The 17,286-nt window shown below is 71.0% G+C and carries 21 protein-coding genes; 5 read left to right on the top strand and 16 right to left on the bottom strand.

Features of this window, described 5'->3' with window-relative positions; all coding sequences use genetic code 11:
* The gene (locus tag D8896_RS12350) at positions 1-438 is read right to left on the bottom strand and encodes a universal stress protein (RefSeq protein ID WP_121822414.1); all 438 of its coding nucleotides are present in this window, start codon (positions 436-438) and stop codon (positions 1-3) included.
* Positions 439-566: 128 nt separating this feature from the next.
* Here D8896_RS12350 and D8896_RS12345 point away from each other — a divergent pair, with 128 nt between their 5' ends.
* The 3 genes from D8896_RS12345 (at position 567) to D8896_RS12335 (ending at position 3,088) form a co-directional block, all read left to right on the top strand.
* Positions 567-1,034 carry a hypothetical protein gene (locus D8896_RS12345; protein WP_121822413.1) on the top strand — a complete coding sequence of 156 codons (468 nt, stop codon included), beginning with the start codon at positions 567-569 and terminating at the stop codon, positions 1,032-1,034.
* A gap of 77 nt (positions 1,035-1,111) precedes the next feature.
* On the top strand, positions 1,112-1,819 hold the full coding sequence (locus D8896_RS12340) for a hypothetical protein (RefSeq protein WP_121822412.1): 708 nt from the start codon (positions 1,112-1,114) through the stop codon (positions 1,817-1,819).
* Positions 1,820-1,894: 75 nt separating this feature from the next.
* Positions 1,895-3,088, top strand: coding sequence for a redox-regulated ATPase YchF (locus D8896_RS12335; RefSeq protein ID WP_121822411.1), 1,194 nt, complete (start codon positions 1,895-1,897; stop codon positions 3,086-3,088).
* A gap of 1 nt (position 3,089) precedes the next feature.
* On the opposite strand, the gene D8896_RS12330 is transcribed toward D8896_RS12335, so the two are convergent.
* The 5 genes from D8896_RS12330 to D8896_RS12310 all read right to left on the bottom strand — a co-directional run bounded on the left by D8896_RS12330 (position 3,090) and on the right by D8896_RS12310 (position 8,035).
* Positions 3,090-3,218, bottom strand: a complete 129-nt coding sequence (locus D8896_RS12330) for a phosphohydrolase (protein ID WP_121822410.1) — start codon at positions 3,216-3,218, stop codon at positions 3,090-3,092.
* Positions 3,219-3,308: 90 nt separating this feature from the next.
* Positions 3,309-5,273, bottom strand: coding sequence for a hypothetical protein (locus D8896_RS12325; RefSeq protein ID WP_121822409.1), 1,965 nt, complete (start codon positions 5,271-5,273; stop codon positions 3,309-3,311).
* On the bottom strand, positions 5,260-6,066 hold the full coding sequence (locus D8896_RS12320) for an alpha/beta fold hydrolase (RefSeq protein WP_121822408.1): 807 nt from the start codon (positions 6,064-6,066) through the stop codon (positions 5,260-5,262). Before D8896_RS12320 ends, D8896_RS12325 begins: the two co-directional genes overlap by 14 nt.
* 26 nt (positions 6,067-6,092) lie before the next feature.
* Positions 6,093-7,466: a hypothetical protein gene (locus D8896_RS12315; RefSeq protein ID WP_121822407.1), complete on the bottom strand. Its 1,374-nt coding sequence runs from the start codon at positions 7,464-7,466 to the stop codon at positions 6,093-6,095.
* A complete protein-coding gene (locus D8896_RS12310; RefSeq protein WP_121822406.1) occupies positions 7,463-8,035 on the bottom strand; it encodes a hypothetical protein in 573 nt (190 codons plus the stop codon). Before D8896_RS12310 ends, D8896_RS12315 begins: the two co-directional genes overlap by 4 nt.
* 97 nt (positions 8,036-8,132) lie before the next feature.
* Here D8896_RS12310 and D8896_RS12305 point away from each other — a divergent pair, with 97 nt between their 5' ends.
* The gene (locus D8896_RS12305) at positions 8,133-8,351 is read left to right on the top strand and encodes a hypothetical protein (protein WP_121822405.1); all 219 of its coding nucleotides are present in this window, start codon (positions 8,133-8,135) and stop codon (positions 8,349-8,351) included.
* Between the two features lie 28 nt (positions 8,352-8,379).
* On the opposite strand, the gene D8896_RS12300 is transcribed toward D8896_RS12305, so the two are convergent.
* A complete protein-coding gene (locus D8896_RS12300; protein WP_121822404.1) occupies positions 8,380-10,305 on the bottom strand; it encodes an ABC transporter ATP-binding protein in 1,926 nt (641 codons plus the stop codon).
* Between the two features lie 115 nt (positions 10,306-10,420).
* Positions 10,421-11,047, bottom strand: coding sequence for a VOC family protein (locus D8896_RS12295; RefSeq protein ID WP_121822403.1), 627 nt, complete (start codon positions 11,045-11,047; stop codon positions 10,421-10,423).
* 103 nt (positions 11,048-11,150) lie between these two features.
* On the opposite strand from D8896_RS12295, the gene D8896_RS12290 reads away from it, so the two are divergent.
* Positions 11,151-11,435, top strand: a complete 285-nt coding sequence (locus tag D8896_RS12290; RefSeq protein WP_121822402.1) for a translation initiation factor eIF-1A — start codon at positions 11,151-11,153, stop codon at positions 11,433-11,435.
* Between the two features lie 329 nt (positions 11,436-11,764).
* On the opposite strand, the gene D8896_RS19430 is transcribed toward D8896_RS12290, so the two are convergent.
* From D8896_RS19430 to D8896_RS12250, 8 genes are all read right to left on the bottom strand, one after another.
* Positions 11,765-12,193, bottom strand: a complete 429-nt coding sequence (locus tag D8896_RS19430; RefSeq protein WP_162991550.1) for a hypothetical protein — start codon at positions 12,191-12,193, stop codon at positions 11,765-11,767.
* A 94-nt stretch (positions 12,194-12,287) separates the two neighbouring features.
* Positions 12,288-12,476, bottom strand: coding sequence for a hypothetical protein (locus D8896_RS12280; RefSeq protein ID WP_121822400.1), 189 nt, complete (start codon positions 12,474-12,476; stop codon positions 12,288-12,290).
* Positions 12,477-12,653: 177 nt separating this feature from the next.
* Complete coding sequence (locus D8896_RS12275; RefSeq protein WP_121822399.1) at positions 12,654-13,040, bottom strand: DUF4112 domain-containing protein; 387 nt, start codon at positions 13,038-13,040, stop codon at positions 12,654-12,656.
* Positions 13,041-13,174: 134 nt separating this feature from the next.
* The gene (locus D8896_RS12270; RefSeq protein WP_121822398.1) at positions 13,175-14,185 is read right to left on the bottom strand and encodes a deoxyhypusine synthase; all 1,011 of its coding nucleotides are present in this window, start codon (positions 14,183-14,185) and stop codon (positions 13,175-13,177) included.
* 81 nt (positions 14,186-14,266) lie between these two features.
* Positions 14,267-15,034, bottom strand: a complete 768-nt coding sequence (locus D8896_RS12265; protein WP_121822397.1) for a Nif3-like dinuclear metal center hexameric protein — start codon at positions 15,032-15,034, stop codon at positions 14,267-14,269.
* Positions 15,035-15,094: 60 nt separating this feature from the next.
* Complete coding sequence (locus tag D8896_RS12260; RefSeq protein WP_121822396.1) at positions 15,095-15,958, bottom strand: hypothetical protein; 864 nt, start codon at positions 15,956-15,958, stop codon at positions 15,095-15,097.
* Positions 15,959-15,996: 38 nt separating this feature from the next.
* Positions 15,997-16,794 carry an agmatinase gene (gene speB, locus D8896_RS12255; protein WP_121822668.1) on the bottom strand — a complete coding sequence of 266 codons (798 nt, stop codon included), beginning with the start codon at positions 16,792-16,794 and terminating at the stop codon, positions 15,997-15,999.
* Positions 16,794-17,171 (bottom strand): translation initiation factor IF-5A, encoded by a 378-nt coding sequence (locus D8896_RS12250; RefSeq protein ID WP_121822395.1) that lies wholly within the window; start codon positions 17,169-17,171, stop codon positions 16,794-16,796. The genes speB and D8896_RS12250 overlap by 1 nt, the downstream gene beginning before the upstream one ends.
* Positions 17,172-17,286 lie beyond the last annotated feature (115 nt).

Below are 17,286 nucleotides of genomic sequence, written 5' to 3'. Positions count from 1 at the left end.
CTACGCGTCGTCGAGCGTGACGACGAGCACCGGCCGCTCGCAGCTATCGACCACTTTCTCCGTGACGCTGCCCATGTTGACCAGCCGGTCCCGGCCGGACCGACCGTGGGTTCCGATGGTGATCAGGTCGACGTCGTGCTCGTCGGCGTAGTCGAGCAGTTCCCGGTGGGGGACGCCCTCGCGGAGTTCGGTCACCACGTCAAGCCCGGAGCCGTCGAGGCGGTCGAGGACCGTCTCGATGGCGGCCTCGCCGTCGTCCTCCAGCCCGGCCAGCACCTCGTCCTGTTCGTCCTTGCCGGCCGCGAGGTACACCCGGCGGTCGACGACGTGGACGACGTGCAAGGTCGCGCCGTGGTTCGCCGCGATCTCCCGGGCGTGGGCGAGTGCCGTCACCGTCCCCTCGCTCCCGTCGGTCGGCATCAGTACCTCGTCGTACATGGTCGAGCGTTCGCAATCCACATACTTCAATCGGGGCGTCAGCCCGGAGCCGTCGCGACGGCTCACGCGACCTGCCGGCGAAACGAGAGATTAATGGGGGGCGATCGCAGTGGTAAGCACAGCTTTCCATGGTCCTCGACCTTTCCGGCGGGGCGACTCTCACCGCGGGCGCAGCGCTCGAACTCGTGGTCGCGGTTGCCGCGCTCTGTCTCGCCGTCGGCGTCGGCACCGTCGCCCACGAGTTCGCCCACGCCGCGGTGCTCTCGCTCGGCGGCGTCCCCTGCGAGGTCAACTGGCTGCCGGAGCGCGGCGGGGCGACGCTCCTCCGCGCCGGCGCGCTCGGCACCTGGGCCGCGGTGACGCCGCGCCGGCTCCCCGACGACACCTCGCCGTGGCTGCTGCGCGTCGCCGCGCTCGCGCCGCTCACGCTCGCCGCGCCCGGCGCGCTGGTCCTCGCCGGCACCCTGCCGGACCCGACCGCCGCCGGGGAACCGGCCGTCGTCGCCGCGACGCTTGGCTGGTTCGCCTGCGCGCTCCCCAGCCCGAGGGACTTCTCGCTGGTCTGGTACGCCGAGCGGGCGATCGACCGGCAGTAGCCGTTTGCCGCGGTCACCTCGACGCGTCCGCCGGGGTCGCCGTTTAATTGCGTCGCCGTGGTAGAGCGGCCACCAGTATGCGACTCACCAGTCTCATTCACGGCCGGACCGCAGCGGACACGGAATCAGCGGAGGAGGCGGAACGCGAAGGCGACGGCGTTCGCGGCCGCCTCCTCCACCAGTTGCGGTCCGGCCGCCTGGCGATAGTGACCGGCCTGCTCTGGATCGTGCGCGGCCTGCGCTCCTCCGAGCGCCGCGGGCGGCGGCTGGCGCTCGGCGGCGTCGCCGTGGCCGTCGGCCTGCTCCAGCGCCGGTCACAGCGCGAGGGAAGCACGCTCCCCGAGGGCGACCTCACGGAGACGATCCGGGGCGAGGCGGACGGCGAAGCGACTCCCGACGACGACATGACGGCGGTCGAACTCGACGACCGGACGGACGAACCGCCGGAGGACATGCAGTCCGACATGGAGGCCAGCGACGACCTGACGCAGGAGGACGAGGCGGAGGCGAACGCCGGCGACCTGACCGAGGAGACGCCCGCCGGCGACGAACACGAGACGGACGTGGGCACCGTCGGGGAGGCCGAGACCGGCATCGACCTCGGCTCCGAGGCGGCCGAAGCGGACGAGGCGACGGACGAGGAAGCCGGGAGCATGGCGGTCGAAACCGACGACGAGGGGGACGAGTCGACGGACACCGCGGCGTCGTCCGAGGGCGCTGACGGAGCCGAGAGCGATGACGGCGGCGACGCGGACGACGAGACGGACGCCGACGACGAGACGTAGGCGTGGGAGTGCGACGCAGTGCCGAACGGCCGACGTTTGGCAACCCTTTCGTGGCGCGCCCGTCCAGCGGACGTAATGACCTACAAGATCGGCCTCGTCGGCAAGCCCTCCGTCGGCAAGTCGACCTTCTTCAACGCGGCGACGATGAACGACGTGCCGGAGGGCGCGTATCCGTTCACGACCATCGACCCCAGCGTCGGCGAAGCGTACGTCCGCGTGGACTGCGCCGCGCCGGAGTTCGGCGAGACCTGCACCCCCGAGACGGGCTACTGCGAGGACGGTACCCGGTTCGTTCCGGTGAAACTCGTCGACGTGGCCGGCCTCATCCCCGGCGCACACGAGGGCGCGGGGCTGGGCAACCAGTTCCTGACCGACCTGAACGAGGCCGACGTGCTGGTCCACGTCGTCGACTTCGCCGGCGAGACGGACCTGGAGGGCGAACCCACCGAGGGCCACGACCCGCGCGAGGACATCGACTTCCTGGAGAACGAACTCGACATGTGGTACCTCGACGTGCTGGAGAAAGGGATCGAGCGCCACCGCTCGGGCTATGACGGGACGGAGTCGAAGATCGAGGTCGACCTCGCCGAGCAGATGAGCGCGTTCCGGACGAACAAGGACGAGATCAAGCAGGTGGTCCTCTCGCTGGACCTGCCGCTGGACCCGGACGGCTGGGACGCCGACGACCGCGAGGCGCTGGCCCGCGAGATCCGCAAGCGCACGAAGCCGATGGTGATCGCGGCGAACAAGATGGACACGCCCGAGGCACAGGCCAACTACGAGGCGATCACGAACGACCCCGAGTACGACCACCTCACGGTCGTGCCGGCGAGCGCCCACGCGGAGAAGGCGCTGAAGGCCGCCGACGAGGGCGGCGTCGTCGACTACCGCGCCGGTGACGACGAGTTCGAGATCACGGGCGACGTTGGCGAGGAGCAGGCCGCGGGCCTCGAAACCATCGAGGCGTTCGTCGCCGAGTTCGGCGGCACCGGCGTCCAGCGGACGCTGGAGACCGCGCTGTTCGACGAGATGGGCGCAGTCGCCGTCTTCCCCGGGTCGGCGAACGGCATCGTCACGGATGACGGGAAGGTGCTCCGGGACTGCTTCGTCCTCCCCGAGGGCGCGACCGCCGAGGACTTCGCGTACCACCTCCACTCGGACATCGGCGACGGGTTCCTCCACGCCGTCGACTGCCGGAGTGAACGCCAGATCGCCGCGGACGCGACGCTGTCGAACCGCGACGTCGTAGAAATCGTATCGACGAACTGAGTTACTCGGCGGGGTTGTTGCCGCGCTCGAACAGGTACACCATCTCCCACAGGGCGTCGTCGAGTTCGCTGTCCTCGGCCGCCTCTTCCAGTTTGTCGTACAGGCTGTCGGACACCGTGATTTCTGGCATCACCAGATGATCCGACTTCCGCCCGTAAAAAGGTACGGTGATTCGTAATCGAGTTAATTTTCGCAGTCGGGCGGTTTCGTGATCCGCCAGTCAGCGCGCGGTGGCCGCCAGCGCGAACGTCGCCGCGGCGTCGGGGTCGGCCGCGACGAGGTCTGCAGCGCGGTCGGGCGGCGTGAACGCGCCCGGACCGCCGTACGGCATCGCGTACAGCGCAGCCACGCCGGCGTCGCCAGCGACGTCCGTCGCAGCGAGCGCGCCCTCGCCGTCCAGCAGCGACCGGGGCGCGCCGTAGCAGACGGCGGCAGCGTCCCCCCGCGCGACCGCCGGGGCCGCTTCGAGCGCGTCGCGTCCGCCAACCCGGACGGCGTCGAGCGCCCCCGGATCGGCGCAGCGGACCCACAGATCGAAGCGGGAAAGCGGGTCGAATCCGGCGTCCGCTTCGGCGTCGCGGAGCGCCGCCCGGACGCCGGCGTGGTCCGGCGTGACGAGCGCGCCGGGATGGCGCACCGGCGCGTCCCGCGGGACCGGGACGCGAACGGTGGTCTCCCCGCCGGCCGTCAGCCGGCGGTCGAGCCTCCGGCGGCCGAGACAGCAGGGCGTCTCCGCGCCCGTCGCTGCCAGCGCGACGGCGCGGGGCTCGGTGACGAACGCGTCCGGGGCAAAGGGGAGGACGGAGACGGTTCGGAGCGTCGCGTCGCCGCGGGACTCGACCCGGAGGTCGAGCGCCCGGCCGAGGAACCGCTCGCGGTCGAGTCCCCGGAAGGCGGTGACCTGCGGGCCGCCGAGTCGCGGTCCGCGACCGTCGCCGTGGTCGCCGTCGATGTAGCCCGTTGCGTCTCCGACGAACGCCCAGACGCCGTCGGCGGTTCGGAGCGAGATCCGATGGTCGTAGAAGCCAGCGCCGTCGGTGTGAATCCAGAGGTCGAACTTTTCGTCGAGGTCGTACCCGTCCCGCGTCGGATGGGTGGCCGTCCAGGCGTACGCGTAGCGGTCCCGGGCGACGGTGAAGGTGCAGGTCGCATCGATGTCGGCGAACGAGTCGGGGTCGCCACGGTTCGGGACGAAGGGGTCGAAGCCGACCTCGGTCGGGACGTAGCGGTTCCGGGAGTACCAGCCGAGGCCGTCGACGTTCGCGTCAGTCGCTGTCCGCAGGTCCTCACGCATCGCCACCCGGCTCGGTGTGTGGTTCGGGTTGATCGTGTGGGCCTGAGCGAGGAAGAACACGGGCGCGTCGACGGTCGCCCGTGCGTTCGTGATGAGACTCCGGACGGCGGCGGTGGCAGGGGCCGCCCCGGCGTCCTTCTCGTACCAGCCCCGATAGAAGTCGGTGAAAACGAAGTCGGGCGCGGCGTCGCGCTCGCGGATGGCGTCGACCAGCTCCGGGAAGGCGTCCGGCTGCTTCGAGTCGACCACGTAGGGGAAATGCGGGAAGATCCCCACGTCGATCCCCGTCGATACCGACCTGATCGCCGCGCGCTGGGCCGCGAACACGGTCGGGCCGTACGACAGCAGGTTCTCGACGGACTCGTCGGTCCACTGCCCGTTCTCGGTCCACCGTCCCGGCACCGGTGCTTCCTGCCAGAGGACGATCCGGCCGTCGCCGAAGCGGTCGTGGTACAGCTCCACGACCGAGCGCAGGCTGTCCAGGTGTCGCGCCCGAACGTCGTCGTCCTGGACCACCGAGGCCGCTGGCACCCGGAGAATGCCGGTGTTGAGCCACAGGTCGATCCCGAACTCGGCCGCGGCGTCGAAGTGAGCGCGCACGTCGTCGAGCAGGTCGGGGGGCGTCAGGTCGCCCACCGTCAACACGGCCGCGAGGTCGTTCCGGGCCGCAAACGCCAGGGCGTTGTCGCGGACACGCTCGACGGTCTGCATCGCGCCGCTCACCCAGATGAAGTCCTCGCGGCCGTCGCCGTCCTGTCCGGCCGCCTCGGCGGCCGTCTCACCGTTCCGCGGCGTCGCCAGACAGCCGCTCCCCATCGCACCGGCCAGCGTCCCGCCGGACGTCCGGAGCCAGGCGCGACGCGAGAGTCGGCCGGCGTCAGGACCCGCCACGGCCGACCTCCGTCGGCACCGCCTCCCGGTAGAACCGCTCGACGGCCTCGGTGTACGCCGTCGCGCGGTGGAGGTTGCAGGTGTGGCCGGCGTCCTCGACCACCTCGACCCGTGCGTCGGTCGTGGCCGCGGCGTGGGCGTCCTCGCCGCGCCGGGCGAGCGCGTCGTCCTCGCCGTTGAGCACGAGCGCCGGTCCGGGGTAGCGGCCGAACTCGGCGCGGAAGTCCCGGCCCGCCAGGTCGCGGCCCGCCTCGCCGAACGGGCGCAGATAGAACCCGCCATCGACGATGGCGTCGCGGTGGTCAGGTTCGATGTCGAACGCCTCGACGGCGCGCTCCCAGAGCGAACTGTACGCGCGACGGACCGGTCCGAGCCGGCTTGCAAGCCGCGAGAGCGCGCCGACGATCCGGGTGAGCACGCCGAGCAGGCCGGTCGGGTTAGCGCTGCTGCCGGAGATCACCAGCGCGTCGACCCTGTCGGGGTTGTCCGCGGCGTAGGCCGTGGCGAGGTAGCCGCCGAGCGAAAGCCCGACGACGACGGCGCTCCCGTCCGCGACTTTGCGGACGACACGGTCGAGCAGGTCCAGCGCGCGCTCGAACCGGAATGTCTCGTCCGCGCGCTCGCCGTGGCCGGGCAGGTCGAACGTTATCGCGCGAACGCCGGAGAGCGCCGCCGTTTGCGGGAGCCACTGCGCACGCGTCAGCGTCGCGCCGTGGACGAACACGACGGGTGACCCGTCCGGGTCGCCGCTCACGGTGACGCCGCGCAGGTCGCTCGGGTCCGTACTGTCCATGGGGACGTGGTACCACGGGGGACCGTTTAGTGGTCCGGGTCGTCCGACGCCCCCCGGAGCAGGCCACGGAGGCGCGCGGCCGCGCCGGGGGCGGCCTCGGCGCGTGCGGCGGCGTAGGCGTACTCGGCGAACGCGTTCGCCACGTCGGCGGGGTTGTCGTTCACGTCGCCGAACCGCACGAGGTACTGGTCCCCGCCCCGGAGGTCGATCGCCGCGGGTCGGAGGAGCCGCCGCGTGAGCGGGTCGTCCGCCCGGGCTCGCTCGACCGCCTCGACGGCGTCGAGCTTCGCCGTCCGGACGGCGGCGACCGACTCTGGTCGCTGGTACGCCCCGTCGGCGATCGACGACCGGACCCGCTCGAACGCGCGCAGGTCGCGGTCGGCGGCGGCCCCGGCGAAGGCGGCGAACGCCGGGCGGTCAGCGGGGTCGGGCACCGTCGTCGCGACCGAGTCCGCCGCGAGGTACGCGTCCCGGACGACGTCCTCGGCGGGCGCGTCGGCGATGTCGCGGTCGAACTCCCCGTCGGGGTCCTCGGCGTAGCCGCTCGACACGTCGCCGAAGCGGGCGCGGGCGTCCGCGGCGAGCGCGCGGCCAACCTCGACGAAGCGGTCGCGCCACTCCATCGGCTCGTCCACCGTCGCCACGTAGCGGCCGTGGAGGTGGGCCGCGTCCGAGACGCGGGCGCGTGCCCACTCCACCGTTCCGGCGGCATCGCCGACCGCGAAGACGCCGGACTCGTGTGTCTCGTCGGCCCTGTCGAGCATGTCCGCCGCCCGGGCGACGTGTTGCTCGACCGTGGCGAACGTGGCGAGCGCCGCGACCGGGTCCCCGCCCTCGTAGGTCAACCGGTCCCGGAGGTCGTCCAGCTCCGACCGCACTGCCTCGCGGCGGTCGAGCACCGCCGCCAGCGTCAGTTCGTCCCGACCGGCGGCGTACACCGCACTCGCGTCCGCGGCGCTGTGGCGCGCGTACCGGAGCGATCCGAGCGCCGACAGGGGTGTCGCCGCGTCGACGGAGTCGTCGAGGGCCGACCGGGCGCGGTCGCGCTCCTCGGCGATACGCGTCCGGACGGCCTCGTTGGGAACGTCCTCGGCGGCGAGCGGCTCGGGGATCGGCTCGAGCAGAGCGGCAACGCGCTCCCGCACCTCCTCGCGGTACGTCGGCGTCGGGGACACCGGCAGCGTCTCCGGAAGCTTCGGCGTCGGCAGGGCGGCGACCGACCGGAGCGCGTCGGCGTCGTACGACGGCGCGTCGGCGTCGTCGCTCCAGAGACCGAAACAGCCCGACACTGAGGCCACGGTGGCGCTTCCCGCGGCGGCGAGGAACCTGCGACGGCCCGTGGCCGCGGCCGTCCGCTCCCCGTCCACGGTCGTGTCGGTCGTGGGAGGGCTGCCGCTCACGCCCGTTCACCTCCGTTCGGTCGCACGGCCCGACGACAGTCGCCGCCCGACCCGACCGAGTAGCTCTCCGTCCCGTTCTCGAACGCGAACGGGAGCCGGACGAACGTCGCCTGCACCGCCGTCTCGTCCTCCGAACAGGCGACGGAGGCGTCCCGGACCACATCGCAGAAGTCGACCGAGAACGACCCGTCCGAGCGGCTCACCGACGCGACTTCCCGGCGGTAGCAGTCGCCGATCCTGCCCTGGCTGACCAGAACCGACCCCTCGCCGAACCGCGTCTCGTCGACGAACGCCCGCGCGGCGTCGATGCCGTCGAGTTCGGCGACGAACCGGAGCGAGTGGTCGGGGGACTGCAGCAGCGTGTTGAGCGTCACCCTCCCGTTCGGTCCGTCGTCGCGTTCGTCGGCGACGATCCGTCCGTCCGAGCGGAGGGAGTGCGTCTCGTAGCCGTCGACCGCTTCGCCGGAGGTCGTCGGCGGGTCGCTCCGGTCCGCATCGCTACAACCGGCGGCGGCCGCGAGCAGGCCGGCACAGCAGTGGAGGGTGTGCCTGCGGGACCAGCGGGACATACAGGCCATTATCCGGATGTCGGACAAGTGTTTTTCCCGTCGGTCCCGAACGCGGTCCGACCCACAACGCTTCCCGTCCGGAGCCCGTAGGGTGCGTATGGCCTACACCTGGCAGTACTACGACCTCGTCCTGCTCGGCGTCGGCGGGAGCATGGCCGTCGGCGCCGTCGTCGGCCTCCTGACGGCGCTGTCGCTCCAGCTCGCGGTCATTGCGTCGGGGCTGGTCGCGGTCGCCATCATGGGCCACGGGATGTTCGTCAACGGTCCCGTCGACGCCCCGGAGGACCTCACCGAGGAGGTCGACGCGCTGAACTGATCCGTCGGTCGGTCCGTGACCCCCGCCGTCAGTCCTCCCCGCCGTCGAGGGGTCCCTGCGCGACGCGCTCGCTCGCCCGCTCGACGAACTCGTCGGGGAGGTCGCCGATCTCGCCGGCCTGCACGCGCCAGAGGTTGCTGTAGAGGCCGTCCGCGTCGATCAGTTCGTCGTGGCTCCCGCGCTCGACGATTTCGCCGTCCTCGACGACGAGGATCGTGTCGGCGTCCCGGACCGTCGAGAGCCGGTGGGCGATGACGAACGTCGTCCGGTCGGCCGCGAGTTCGTCGATCGACCGCTGGATCAGCAGTTCCGTCTCCGTGTCGACCGCCGACGTGGCCTCGTCGAAGATCAGGATCGACGGGCGCTGGAGGATGGTCCGAGCGATGGCGACGCGCTGGCGCTGGCCGCCGGAGAGCTTCACGCCGCGCTCGCCGATGTCGGTGTCGTAGCCGTCGGAGAGGTTGGTGATGAACTCGTGGGCCTCGGCGCGCTTGGCCGCCTCGACGACCGCCTCGTCGCTCGCGTCGAACTCGCCGTACCGGATGTTCTCGCGGACGGTGCCGTCGAACAGGAAGTTCTCCTGCCCGACGTAGCCCATCGCGTCGCGGAGGCTCTCCAGCGTCACGTCACGCACGTCGTGGCCGTCGACCCGGACCGCGCCGTCGTCCACGTCGTACAGGCGCAGCAGGAGCTTCACGACCGTCGTCTTGCCCGCGCCGGTCGGCCCGACCAGCCCCACCGTCTCGCCGGGTTCGACGTCGAAGTCGACGTTCCGCAGGACGGACGACTCGTCGTAGCCGAACGTCACGTCGTCGTACTCGACGCGGCCCTCGGGGTCGTCGAGTTCGACCGCGTCCGGGGCGTCTTCGATCCCGGTCGGCAGGTCCATCAGCCCGAGGATGCGCTTGGTCGAGGCGCGGGCGTCCTCGTACCGGTCGACGATGTTGCCCATCTGCGCGAGCGGTTCGACGAGTCGCTGGGTGAGCAGGAGGAAGATGACGAGGTCGCCGGCGCTCAGTTCGCCCGCAAACGGCCCCGGCGGCCCCTGCAGGAGCCAGACGCCGCCGACGACGAACGTCGCGACGAACGCGACGGCGGTCAGCGCCTGCAGCCCGGGCCGGTAGACGAAGTTCAGCCGCAGGGCGAGCCAGTCCAGCCGGAAGTAGCGGTAGGAGTGCTCGCGGACGCGCTCGTCCTCGTGGGCCTCCGTGTTGCTGGCCTTGATCACCTCGATGCCGTTCAGGTTGTTCTCCAGCCGGCTGTTCAGGTCGCCGACCGAGGAGCGAACGTCGGCGTAGCGGTCCTCCGCCAGCCGCATGAACCAGTAGGTGAAGACCCCGGCGAGCGGGATGACGACCAGCGTCACGACCGCGAGCTGCTCGTTGAGCCAGACGAGGACGACGGCGGTCCCGAGCAGCAGGACGCCGAGCTGGATCGCCTGGCTCATCATGTCGTCGAGGAACTGCTCCAGCCGGTTCGTGTCGTTCGAGAGGATCGACATCAGCTCGCCCGTCTGAACCTCGTTGAAGAAGCTCATGTCCAGCCGCTGCATCCGCTGGTAGGTCGCCGTCCGCACCTCGTGTTTCACGCGGTGGGAGAAGAGGTTGAGCGACGCCTGCCGGACGAAGTTGAGGAGGGCCGCCCCGACCATCGCCACGGCCATCGCGGCGACGGAGAACTCGAACTGCGCCCACGCCGTGTCGGGCAGCCACGCCGCCGGAACCAGCGGCAGTTCGAACGGCTCGTCGTCGCGAAACACCGCGTCCAGCGCGGTGCCGAGCACGACCGGCGGGACCAGTGAGAGGAAGCGCGCGAGGATGCTCGCCAGCAGTCCGAGCCCGAACCAGCGACGGCTCCCCCGACCGTAGCGTCGGAACAGCTCCCAGATGGGGTGGTCGATCCGCTCGCGGTACGCCTCGATCAGGTCGGCGTCTACCGTCCGGTCCGTGCTCACGGTGCCGGCGAACCGGTCGCTCGCGGCCCGGGAAAAGCTGTCGGTACCCCGCAGGGCCGTCCGGATCGACCCAGGTGTTCAGTCCAGCGTGGCGGTCACGCCGCGGCCACGCCGGTCACTCCACGCCCGCGCCGGTCGGCGCGTCGGGCAGTTCGACCGGCTCGCTGTCGATGCCGAGTTCGTCGAGCGCGGCCTCAAGATGTTCGGCTTCGGCGAAGTCGGACCCGTCCTCGACGCGGATGCGCTGGGCCGTCGCCAGCACCTCGCCGCGGCGGTCGTCGGGCACGTCGTACTTGTCGGTCGCCAGTTCGATCACCAGCCCGTTGTGGTCCCGGGTGTACAGCGAGTGGAAGATGCCGCGGTCGAACTCGTTGTAGCCGTGCCCGGCCTCGTCCAGCGCCTGCTTCACGTCGGCGAACCGCTCCGCGTCGATGCTGAAGGAGAGGTGATGCACGGACCCCGCCCGGTGGCGGTGTGGCTGCGGGTTCGACTGCCGGTCGTCGGTGACGAAGAAGGTGATGATCCGCCCGTCGCCGGTGTCGAAAAACAGGTGCGTCGAGTCAGGATCGTCGAGGTTCGGCTGCCGGAGCACCAGCGGCATCCCGAGCAGGTCGCGGTAGAACTCGACGGTGTCCTCCTCGTTGCTGCCGATCAGCGTCATGTGGTCGGTGCCGGTGACGTGGATCGGGCTGTCCGGTCGGTCCGCGGTGACGGGGATCTCCCCCTGATCGTCGTCGCTCATACTTCTCGTAGGGGCACGGGACACATACGTCTGACGAGCGAACGTGTGGATCGTCAACACATCTCTCCAAGCTCTTAAACGTGGGCGACGCCTACTTCGGGTAGTGAGTGAAGAATCAGGGCGACGGAATCTCCGAATGCCCGACGACGACGAACTGTTCGCCGTGGTGACCGAACACAACGGCGGGAACCACGTCCGCGTCCGCTGTGAGGACGGCAAGAGCCGCATGGGCCGGATCCCCGGTCGCATGAAGTACCGGACCTGGATCGAAGAGGACGACGTGGTGCTCGTCGAACCGTGGGACTGGCAGGACGAGAAGGCGAACATCGAGTGGCGCTACACGGGGCAGGACGCCGACCAGCTCCGACGCGAAGGCCACATCGACTGAGCGGAACTGTTTTCGCCGCACGCGACGCCCGACAGCGGCGCGACCGGCCTGAGAGCCGTCGGCGGCCGCCGACGAGTTGACGTTCGTCACCGCGAAGTGGAACGTCTCGCTCGTGTCGTCGCCGTACCGAAGGGTCGCGCTGAGGTAGTCCGACGCAGGCTTGTCGGCCGCCGGTTCGAGCGTGAGCGCGACGTTGCCGCTGTCGTACAGCCCGAACTCCGCCGTCCCCGCAGTGCCCGGGTCGTACATCGCGGCCTCGTCCAGCGCCCGGAGCGTGCCGTCGACCGGGAAGCCGTCCGGGCCGTCGGCGGTGACGACGGCGTCGCCCTTCAGACCACCTCGGGACCGGAGCGCTTCACCGTCTCGACCTGCACGTCCGTCTCCAGCACCGTCCCGGACGCGCCGACGGCGATGTCGTTGGTCTCACCCCGGACGACGGTGCGTTCGGCGGACTCATCCAGCTGATCGTCGCCCTCTACACGTCGTTGCTCGCCGGGACACTGTTCGTCCCGGTCGTCGCCGGGCTGTACTGGTCTCGCGCGACGAAGACCGGCGTACTGGCGGGGATGACCTGCGGCGGCGGCACGGTCCTCGGCTGGCAACTGGCCCGCAATACCGTGCTGTCGTCTGCGCTCTCCGTGGTCGAACCCGTCATCCCCGGCCTGCTCGTAAGCACGGTCGCGCTGGTCGCCGGGACGCTGCTCGCGGAGTAGATCGATGTCACCGCCGTTCGTCCAGTAGCCCGGGAGCCAGTACAAAGGCCTCGGCACTCATAGGGCTCGTCGTCGCCGGGTGCCAGCCGGCTCGGCCCGGTCGCCTCGTCATCGGCCGGGCGGACGTAGCGGGTCCCGCCTATTGACCGTTCCGTCCGCGGTCGGTCGCGGCCGGCGGCGACGCGTTCTCGCCGTCGACGGCGTTCGGCAGGCGGGTCGTACAGTGCGGGTCGAACGTCGCCGGCGCGGCGTCGCTGGCGGTTCGCTCGTCGGTCGGGGTCGGTTCCGTCTCGGGACGCGCTGTGGGTCGGTGTGTGGTCTCGGGCATGTGGGCTGGTCGGGAGCGGCAGGCAGGCAGGCAGGTCGGACAGTTACGGAGGCGAAACGGCCGTCGAAGGATCAGGCGCGTACCGGTACGGACGGGAGCATCGGGTTACTCGTCCAGTCGAGCGTATCCTTAATAATTGTTCGTGTTCGTACTGGCGTTGCCGCGACCCCTGACCGACTACCCGCCCACGTCGACGTGGCGCTCGACGAGGCGGACGTTCCGGCGGTTCGCCTTCCAGACCGCGTCGAAGACGGTGCCGAGCAGCGGGATCGACCCGATGGTCGCATCGATGGCGACGTTGAGAAGCATCCGGGCCACGAGGGTCGTCGACGCGCCGAGGTTGACCGCTTCGAGGACGACGTACAGCGAGACCAGCGACATGACCGAGTCGCCGGCGACCGGGAGCGCGCCGACGATGGGGTCGAGACCGATGCGGAAGTCGGTGCCGGGGATCCGGATCGCGTCGTCGAGCAGCGTGCTGACGAGGTCCATCCGTTTCAGCGCGGCCCGCTCCCCGCCGACGAGCGCCTCGACGGCCTCGGCTTCGAGGGTCTCCTGTGACATTGTCCGCCGTAGGCCGCCGAACGGGATACGTTCCCGGGTGCGTCAGGTGACGGGTCCCGCCGGAGACAGGTCGGAAGGCCGGCGGTTCGGCCGCGTCGGCTCCGCCGCGTTCCGGCGCCGTCGATCCGGTCCGTCTACTCCCCGATCCGTTCGCGCGCCGCGGCGACGACCAGCGGGAGCGTAATGGTGGCGTCGGCGTACACGCTGGCGTTGCGGCCGGCCTTCTCTATTTTCCCCCACGAGCGCGCTTCGTCGAGCGTCGCGCCGGAGAGGCCGCCGGTGTTCGGCGGGTCCATCGTCAGCTGGACCGCGAAGTCGTACGCGGAGGGGGCGACCAGCATCGTCTGGAGGACGAAGTTCTTCGGGACGCCGCCGCCGACGACCATCGCGCCGGCCCGCTCGGCGTCGAACGCGAGGTCCGTCAGCGGCGTCATGTCTGCCAGGGCGTCGAGCGAGAACTCGCTCGTCTGGGAGTACATCCACGCCTGCAGGCCGAGCACGGAGTCCTGCACGGCGGGGCAGTAGATCGGCACGTCGTTCTCGTACGCCGCGGCGGCGATGCCAGCGCCCTCCTCGATCCCCTCCGCGTCGTTGACTTCGGCGTTCGCCCGGCCGAGTTCGGCCGTCAGTTCCTGAATGCTCACCGTCCCCTCGCACTCGGGGAACACCCGCGACCGGAGGTGGTCCTCGAACAGCGCGAAATGTTCCTGCGGGAGGTAGACGTTGTAGATGCGGTCGACCTCCTCGTCCCGCAGCTGCTCGTCGTGGTCGCGCATCGACTTGTCCGGCTGTTCGTCCCGGCCGTGGTGGTGCTTCCCGCCGATCGCCTCGATGGCGTCGTGGGTGAGGTTCGCGCCGGTCGTCACCAGCGCGTCGATGTGGCCGTCCCGGATCAGGTCCGCGACGATCCGGCGCATCCCAGCCGGGACCATCGCCCCGGCCAGCCCGAAGAAGTTGGTCACGTCGTCGTTCCCGAGCATCTCGGCGTACACGTCGACGGCCTCGTGGAGCGCCGTCGCGCCGATGCCGGCGCTTCCGTACTCCGCGACGAGGTCGTCGACCGTCATCCCCGCCCGCGCCTCGGCGTGTGCGACCGGGTCGTGCGCGAACTCCTCGCGCTCCGGCTCGTCGTGGTCCTCTGTCATGCGCCGAGATGGACGGGCCAGCGCTTTCAACGCCGCGATCCGGGGCCGCCGTGGGGAGGGCGACCGCCCGGGCCGGCCCGGCTACAGCCCCGTCGGGTGGTCGACGTACGTCGTCTCCAGCCCCCAGTCGGCGGCCACGTCCCGGAGCGTCCGGACGCCGAACGTCTCCGTCGCGTAGTGCCCGGCGAGGACGACCGTGATCCCCGCCTCGCGGGCCTCGTGGTAGGCCTTCTGCTTGCCCTCGCCGGTGATCAGCGCGTCGACGCCCTTCCGGTCGGCCTCGCCGATCCAGTCCGTCCCGCTCCCCGTGAGGACCGCCACGTCCTCGATCTCGTCGGGGCCGAAGTCGAGAAGCTGCACGTCCCGCCCGCCGGTGTCGAGCGCCTCGTCCAGCTGCCGACGGAGATCCGCTGCGGCGAACGGCTCCGGCGCGTGCCCACGCAGCCCGACGTACTCCGGGCCGATCTCGCCGAACCGTTCGCGCTCGGTCAGGCCGAGCAGGTCGGCAACCCCGGCGGCGTTGCCCCACTCCTCGTGGCCGTCCAGCGGCAGGTGGACCGCGTACAGCGGGAGGTCGCGCTCGATCAGGGGCGCGACCCGGTCGTACGTCCGGCCGGTGACGCGGTCGAAGCCCCCCCACGAGACGCCGTGGTGGGTCACCAGCACGTCCGCGCCGGCGTCGGCCGCGGCGTCGATGGTCTCGACGGCGGCGTCGACGGCGAAGGCGGCGTGCTCGACCGTTCCCTCGTCGGGACCGACCTGGAGACCGTTCGCGGCGGCGTCCACGTCGGCGTAGTCGTCGACGCGCAGCTCCTCGTCGAACCGGTCGACGAACGCGGTGAGATCCATGCGCGGCGGTACTCCCGCCGTCGCCGTAGGCGTTTTGTTCCCGGAGCCCGCCGCTCGTCGCTACTCCGGCTTCTGCAGGTAGTTGCCGTCCTCGGCCAGCACGCCGCGGTTGACGGCGGTCTGGATGACGGCGTCGAAGTCCTCCGGCGGGATGTCGTAGGCGTTCATCGCCACCGTCGCTATCTCGTCGCGCTCGACGGGGAACTCGCGGTTCTGCAGGAGCCGAACCACTCGGTTGTACGTCGCCTGCGACGGCGCGTCGCCCGCGCTGGTCGGGTCCGCGCGCTCGGACGCCCCGGAACCGGCTGCGTCCCCGGCTCCGCCGGTTGGGTCGTCGGCGTCGTCGGTCGCCCCACCGCCCGCATCGACGGTCACCGCGTCCGCCGATCCGTCGTCCGTCCCGGCTTCGTCGGCGTCGTCGACCGTGATACCGCCGGCACCGCCGTCCGTGGGGCCGGACGGTTCGTCGGTCGGGGCCGGTTCGGCGTCCGCAGTCGCGTCGGTGTCGTCGGCGTCAGCCGCCGCTTCCGCAGCCGCCGGTTCGTCCGCCTCGCCGGCGGCGAGCGGGTCGTCGCCGAGCAGGTCGGCGGCCGCGCCCTCGTCGATCGACGGCCGGTCGGCCCCGGCGGTGGTTTCATCGCCGTCGGTGGTTTCGTCCTCGGCCGCGGTCCCGTCGCCGCCGCCCGCCTCGTCGCTGGCGGCCGCCGCGGCGTTTGCGCCGGCCTCGTCGAGCGTGCGCTGGCGCTTCTCGGCCGCGGCGACGACGCGGTCCGTGACCGTCGACAGCTTCCGGTGGCAGGAGGGACAGAGGACGACGGTCACCTGGTCGTCGGGCGCGGGCGAGAGCGCGTCCGGGACGACCGGGTACTCGGCGAGCGGCTCCTCGATGGCCGTGCCGCAGAAGTAACACGACGAGAGGGTCATGGTTCGAAGCCTCGCCGGCGCGACGTAAATATCTCCCCCTACCGGGCGTGTTCGCGGACGAACTCGCGGAGGAGTTTGCCCGCGAGCGCCGCCGCCTGGCCGTCGTCGCGGTCGTTGACCTCGACCACATCGAACCCGTCCGCGCGGGGTGCGACCGCCCGGACCGCGTCGCGCATCTCGCGGGGGGTCATGCCGAACGGCTCCATCGTGCCGGTGCCGGGCGCGAACCCGGGGTCCGCGCCGTCGATATCGACGCTCAGGTACACCGACTCCTCGTCGAAGTCGGGCGACCACCCCGCCACGTCCTCGGGCGGCACCACGGTCACGTCGTCGCGGGCGGCGCGCTCCCACTCGGCCTCGCTGCCGGTGCGCACGCCGAGGATCACGGCCTCGTCGGCCACGTCTAGCGCGTGGCGGGTGGCGGTGGCGTGGCTCAGTTCGTTGCCGTCGTAGTCCTCTCGCAGGTCGAGGTGGGCGTCGAGCACGACGACGGCGTCCGGGTCGACGGCGCGGACGCCGGCCACCGAGACGGTGTGCTCGCCGCCGATGGTCAGCGGGACGGCGTCGTCCCACACCACGTCCGTCAGCACGCCCTCGAGGTACTCCAGGTACTCGGCGGCGTCGTCCCAGGCGCGCACGTCGCCGTGGTCGTGCACGGAGAGTTCGGAAAAGCGGGTGTCGGTTCGACGGTCGAAGTCGTCGTACGTTTCGGCGAAGCGCCGGACGCGGTCCGGACCGAACCGCGCGCCGGGCTGGAACGTCGTCGAGATGTCCAGCGGAGCCCCGACGACCACGTACGACGCCTCGTCGCGGTCGGCGGCGGCCCCGGGGAACATCATACGATCTTTCGCTGGTCGTCCATCTCCAGGTACTCGATGTCGTCGTCGGGCGACAGGTCGGCGTCCTCCGGCGTGGAGATGGTGATCGTCTCGTACGTCTCCAGGTCCATCACCTGCGCGACGGTGTCGGACTCCACGCTGACGACCTGGCCCTGCTTGCGCTCGACGATCGGGACCCACACCTTCGCGTCGACCGGCTGGGAGAGCGAGCGCTTCTTGCCGTCGAAGACGCCCTCGGCCTCGATGCGGGCCTTGGCGCTGCCGTGCTTGCCCGGCTTGGCCGTGCTGTAGGAGTTGATCTTGCACGCGGCGTCCTCGATCATCACGTAGTTCCCTTCCTGAAGGTCGCGGACTTCCTTCTGCTCTTTCGCCATAGGGCGGCTTAAACAACGTAACTGTATAAACGATTTGGAAGCGCGGAGCGGGGGTATACGGGCCTGTTCGACCGGTTTTCGGACGATAACGCGTCCCACACGATCGTCCGTCCGG

Origin of the sequence: Halostella salina (genome assembly GCF_003675855.1) — an archaeon.
GTDB lineage: Archaea > Halobacteriota > Halobacteria > Halobacteriales > Natronoarchaeaceae > Halostella > Halostella salina.
Note: the sequence above shows the minus strand (reverse complement) of the source record. Positions and strands in the feature narration are given on the sequence as shown.

Excerpts from the sequence above, each read along its gene's own strand:
- D8896_RS12350 (WP_121822414.1), bottom strand. The coding sequence starts at position 438 with ATGTACGACGAGGTACTGATGCCGACCGACGGGAGCGAGGGGACGGTG.
- D8896_RS12345 (WP_121822413.1), top strand. The coding sequence starts at position 567 with ATGGTCCTCGACCTTTCCGGCGGGGCGACTCTCACCGCGGGCGCAGCG.
- D8896_RS12340 (WP_121822412.1), top strand. The coding sequence starts at position 1,112 with ATGCGACTCACCAGTCTCATTCACGGCCGGACCGCAGCGGACACGGAA.
- D8896_RS12335 (WP_121822411.1), top strand. The coding sequence starts at position 1,895 with ATGACCTACAAGATCGGCCTCGTCGGCAAGCCCTCCGTCGGCAAGTCG.
- D8896_RS12330 (WP_121822410.1), bottom strand. The coding sequence starts at position 3,218 with ATGCCAGAAATCACGGTGTCCGACAGCCTGTACGACAAACTGGAAGAG.
- D8896_RS12320 (WP_121822408.1), bottom strand. The coding sequence starts at position 6,066 with ATGGACAGTACGGACCCGAGCGACCTGCGCGGCGTCACCGTGAGCGGC.
- D8896_RS12310 (WP_121822406.1), bottom strand. The coding sequence starts at position 8,035 with ATGTCCCGCTGGTCCCGCAGGCACACCCTCCACTGCTGTGCCGGCCTG.
- D8896_RS12305 (WP_121822405.1), top strand. The coding sequence starts at position 8,133 with ATGGCCTACACCTGGCAGTACTACGACCTCGTCCTGCTCGGCGTCGGC.
- D8896_RS12295 (WP_121822403.1), bottom strand. The coding sequence starts at position 11,047 with ATGAGCGACGACGATCAGGGGGAGATCCCCGTCACCGCGGACCGACCG.
- D8896_RS12280 (WP_121822400.1), bottom strand. The coding sequence starts at position 12,476 with ATGCCCGAGACCACACACCGACCCACAGCGCGTCCCGAGACGGAACCG.
- D8896_RS12275 (WP_121822399.1), bottom strand. The coding sequence starts at position 13,040 with ATGTCACAGGAGACCCTCGAAGCCGAGGCCGTCGAGGCGCTCGTCGGC.
- D8896_RS12270 (WP_121822398.1), bottom strand. The coding sequence starts at position 14,185 with ATGACAGAGGACCACGACGAGCCGGAGCGCGAGGAGTTCGCGCACGAC.
- D8896_RS12265 (WP_121822397.1), bottom strand. The coding sequence starts at position 15,034 with ATGGATCTCACCGCGTTCGTCGACCGGTTCGACGAGGAGCTGCGCGTC.
- D8896_RS12260 (WP_121822396.1), bottom strand. The coding sequence starts at position 15,958 with ATGACCCTCTCGTCGTGTTACTTCTGCGGCACGGCCATCGAGGAGCCG.
- speB (WP_121822668.1), bottom strand. The coding sequence starts at position 16,794 with ATGTTCCCCGGGGCCGCCGCCGACCGCGACGAGGCGTCGTACGTGGTC.
- D8896_RS12250 (WP_121822395.1), bottom strand. The coding sequence starts at position 17,171 with ATGGCGAAAGAGCAGAAGGAAGTCCGCGACCTTCAGGAAGGGAACTAC.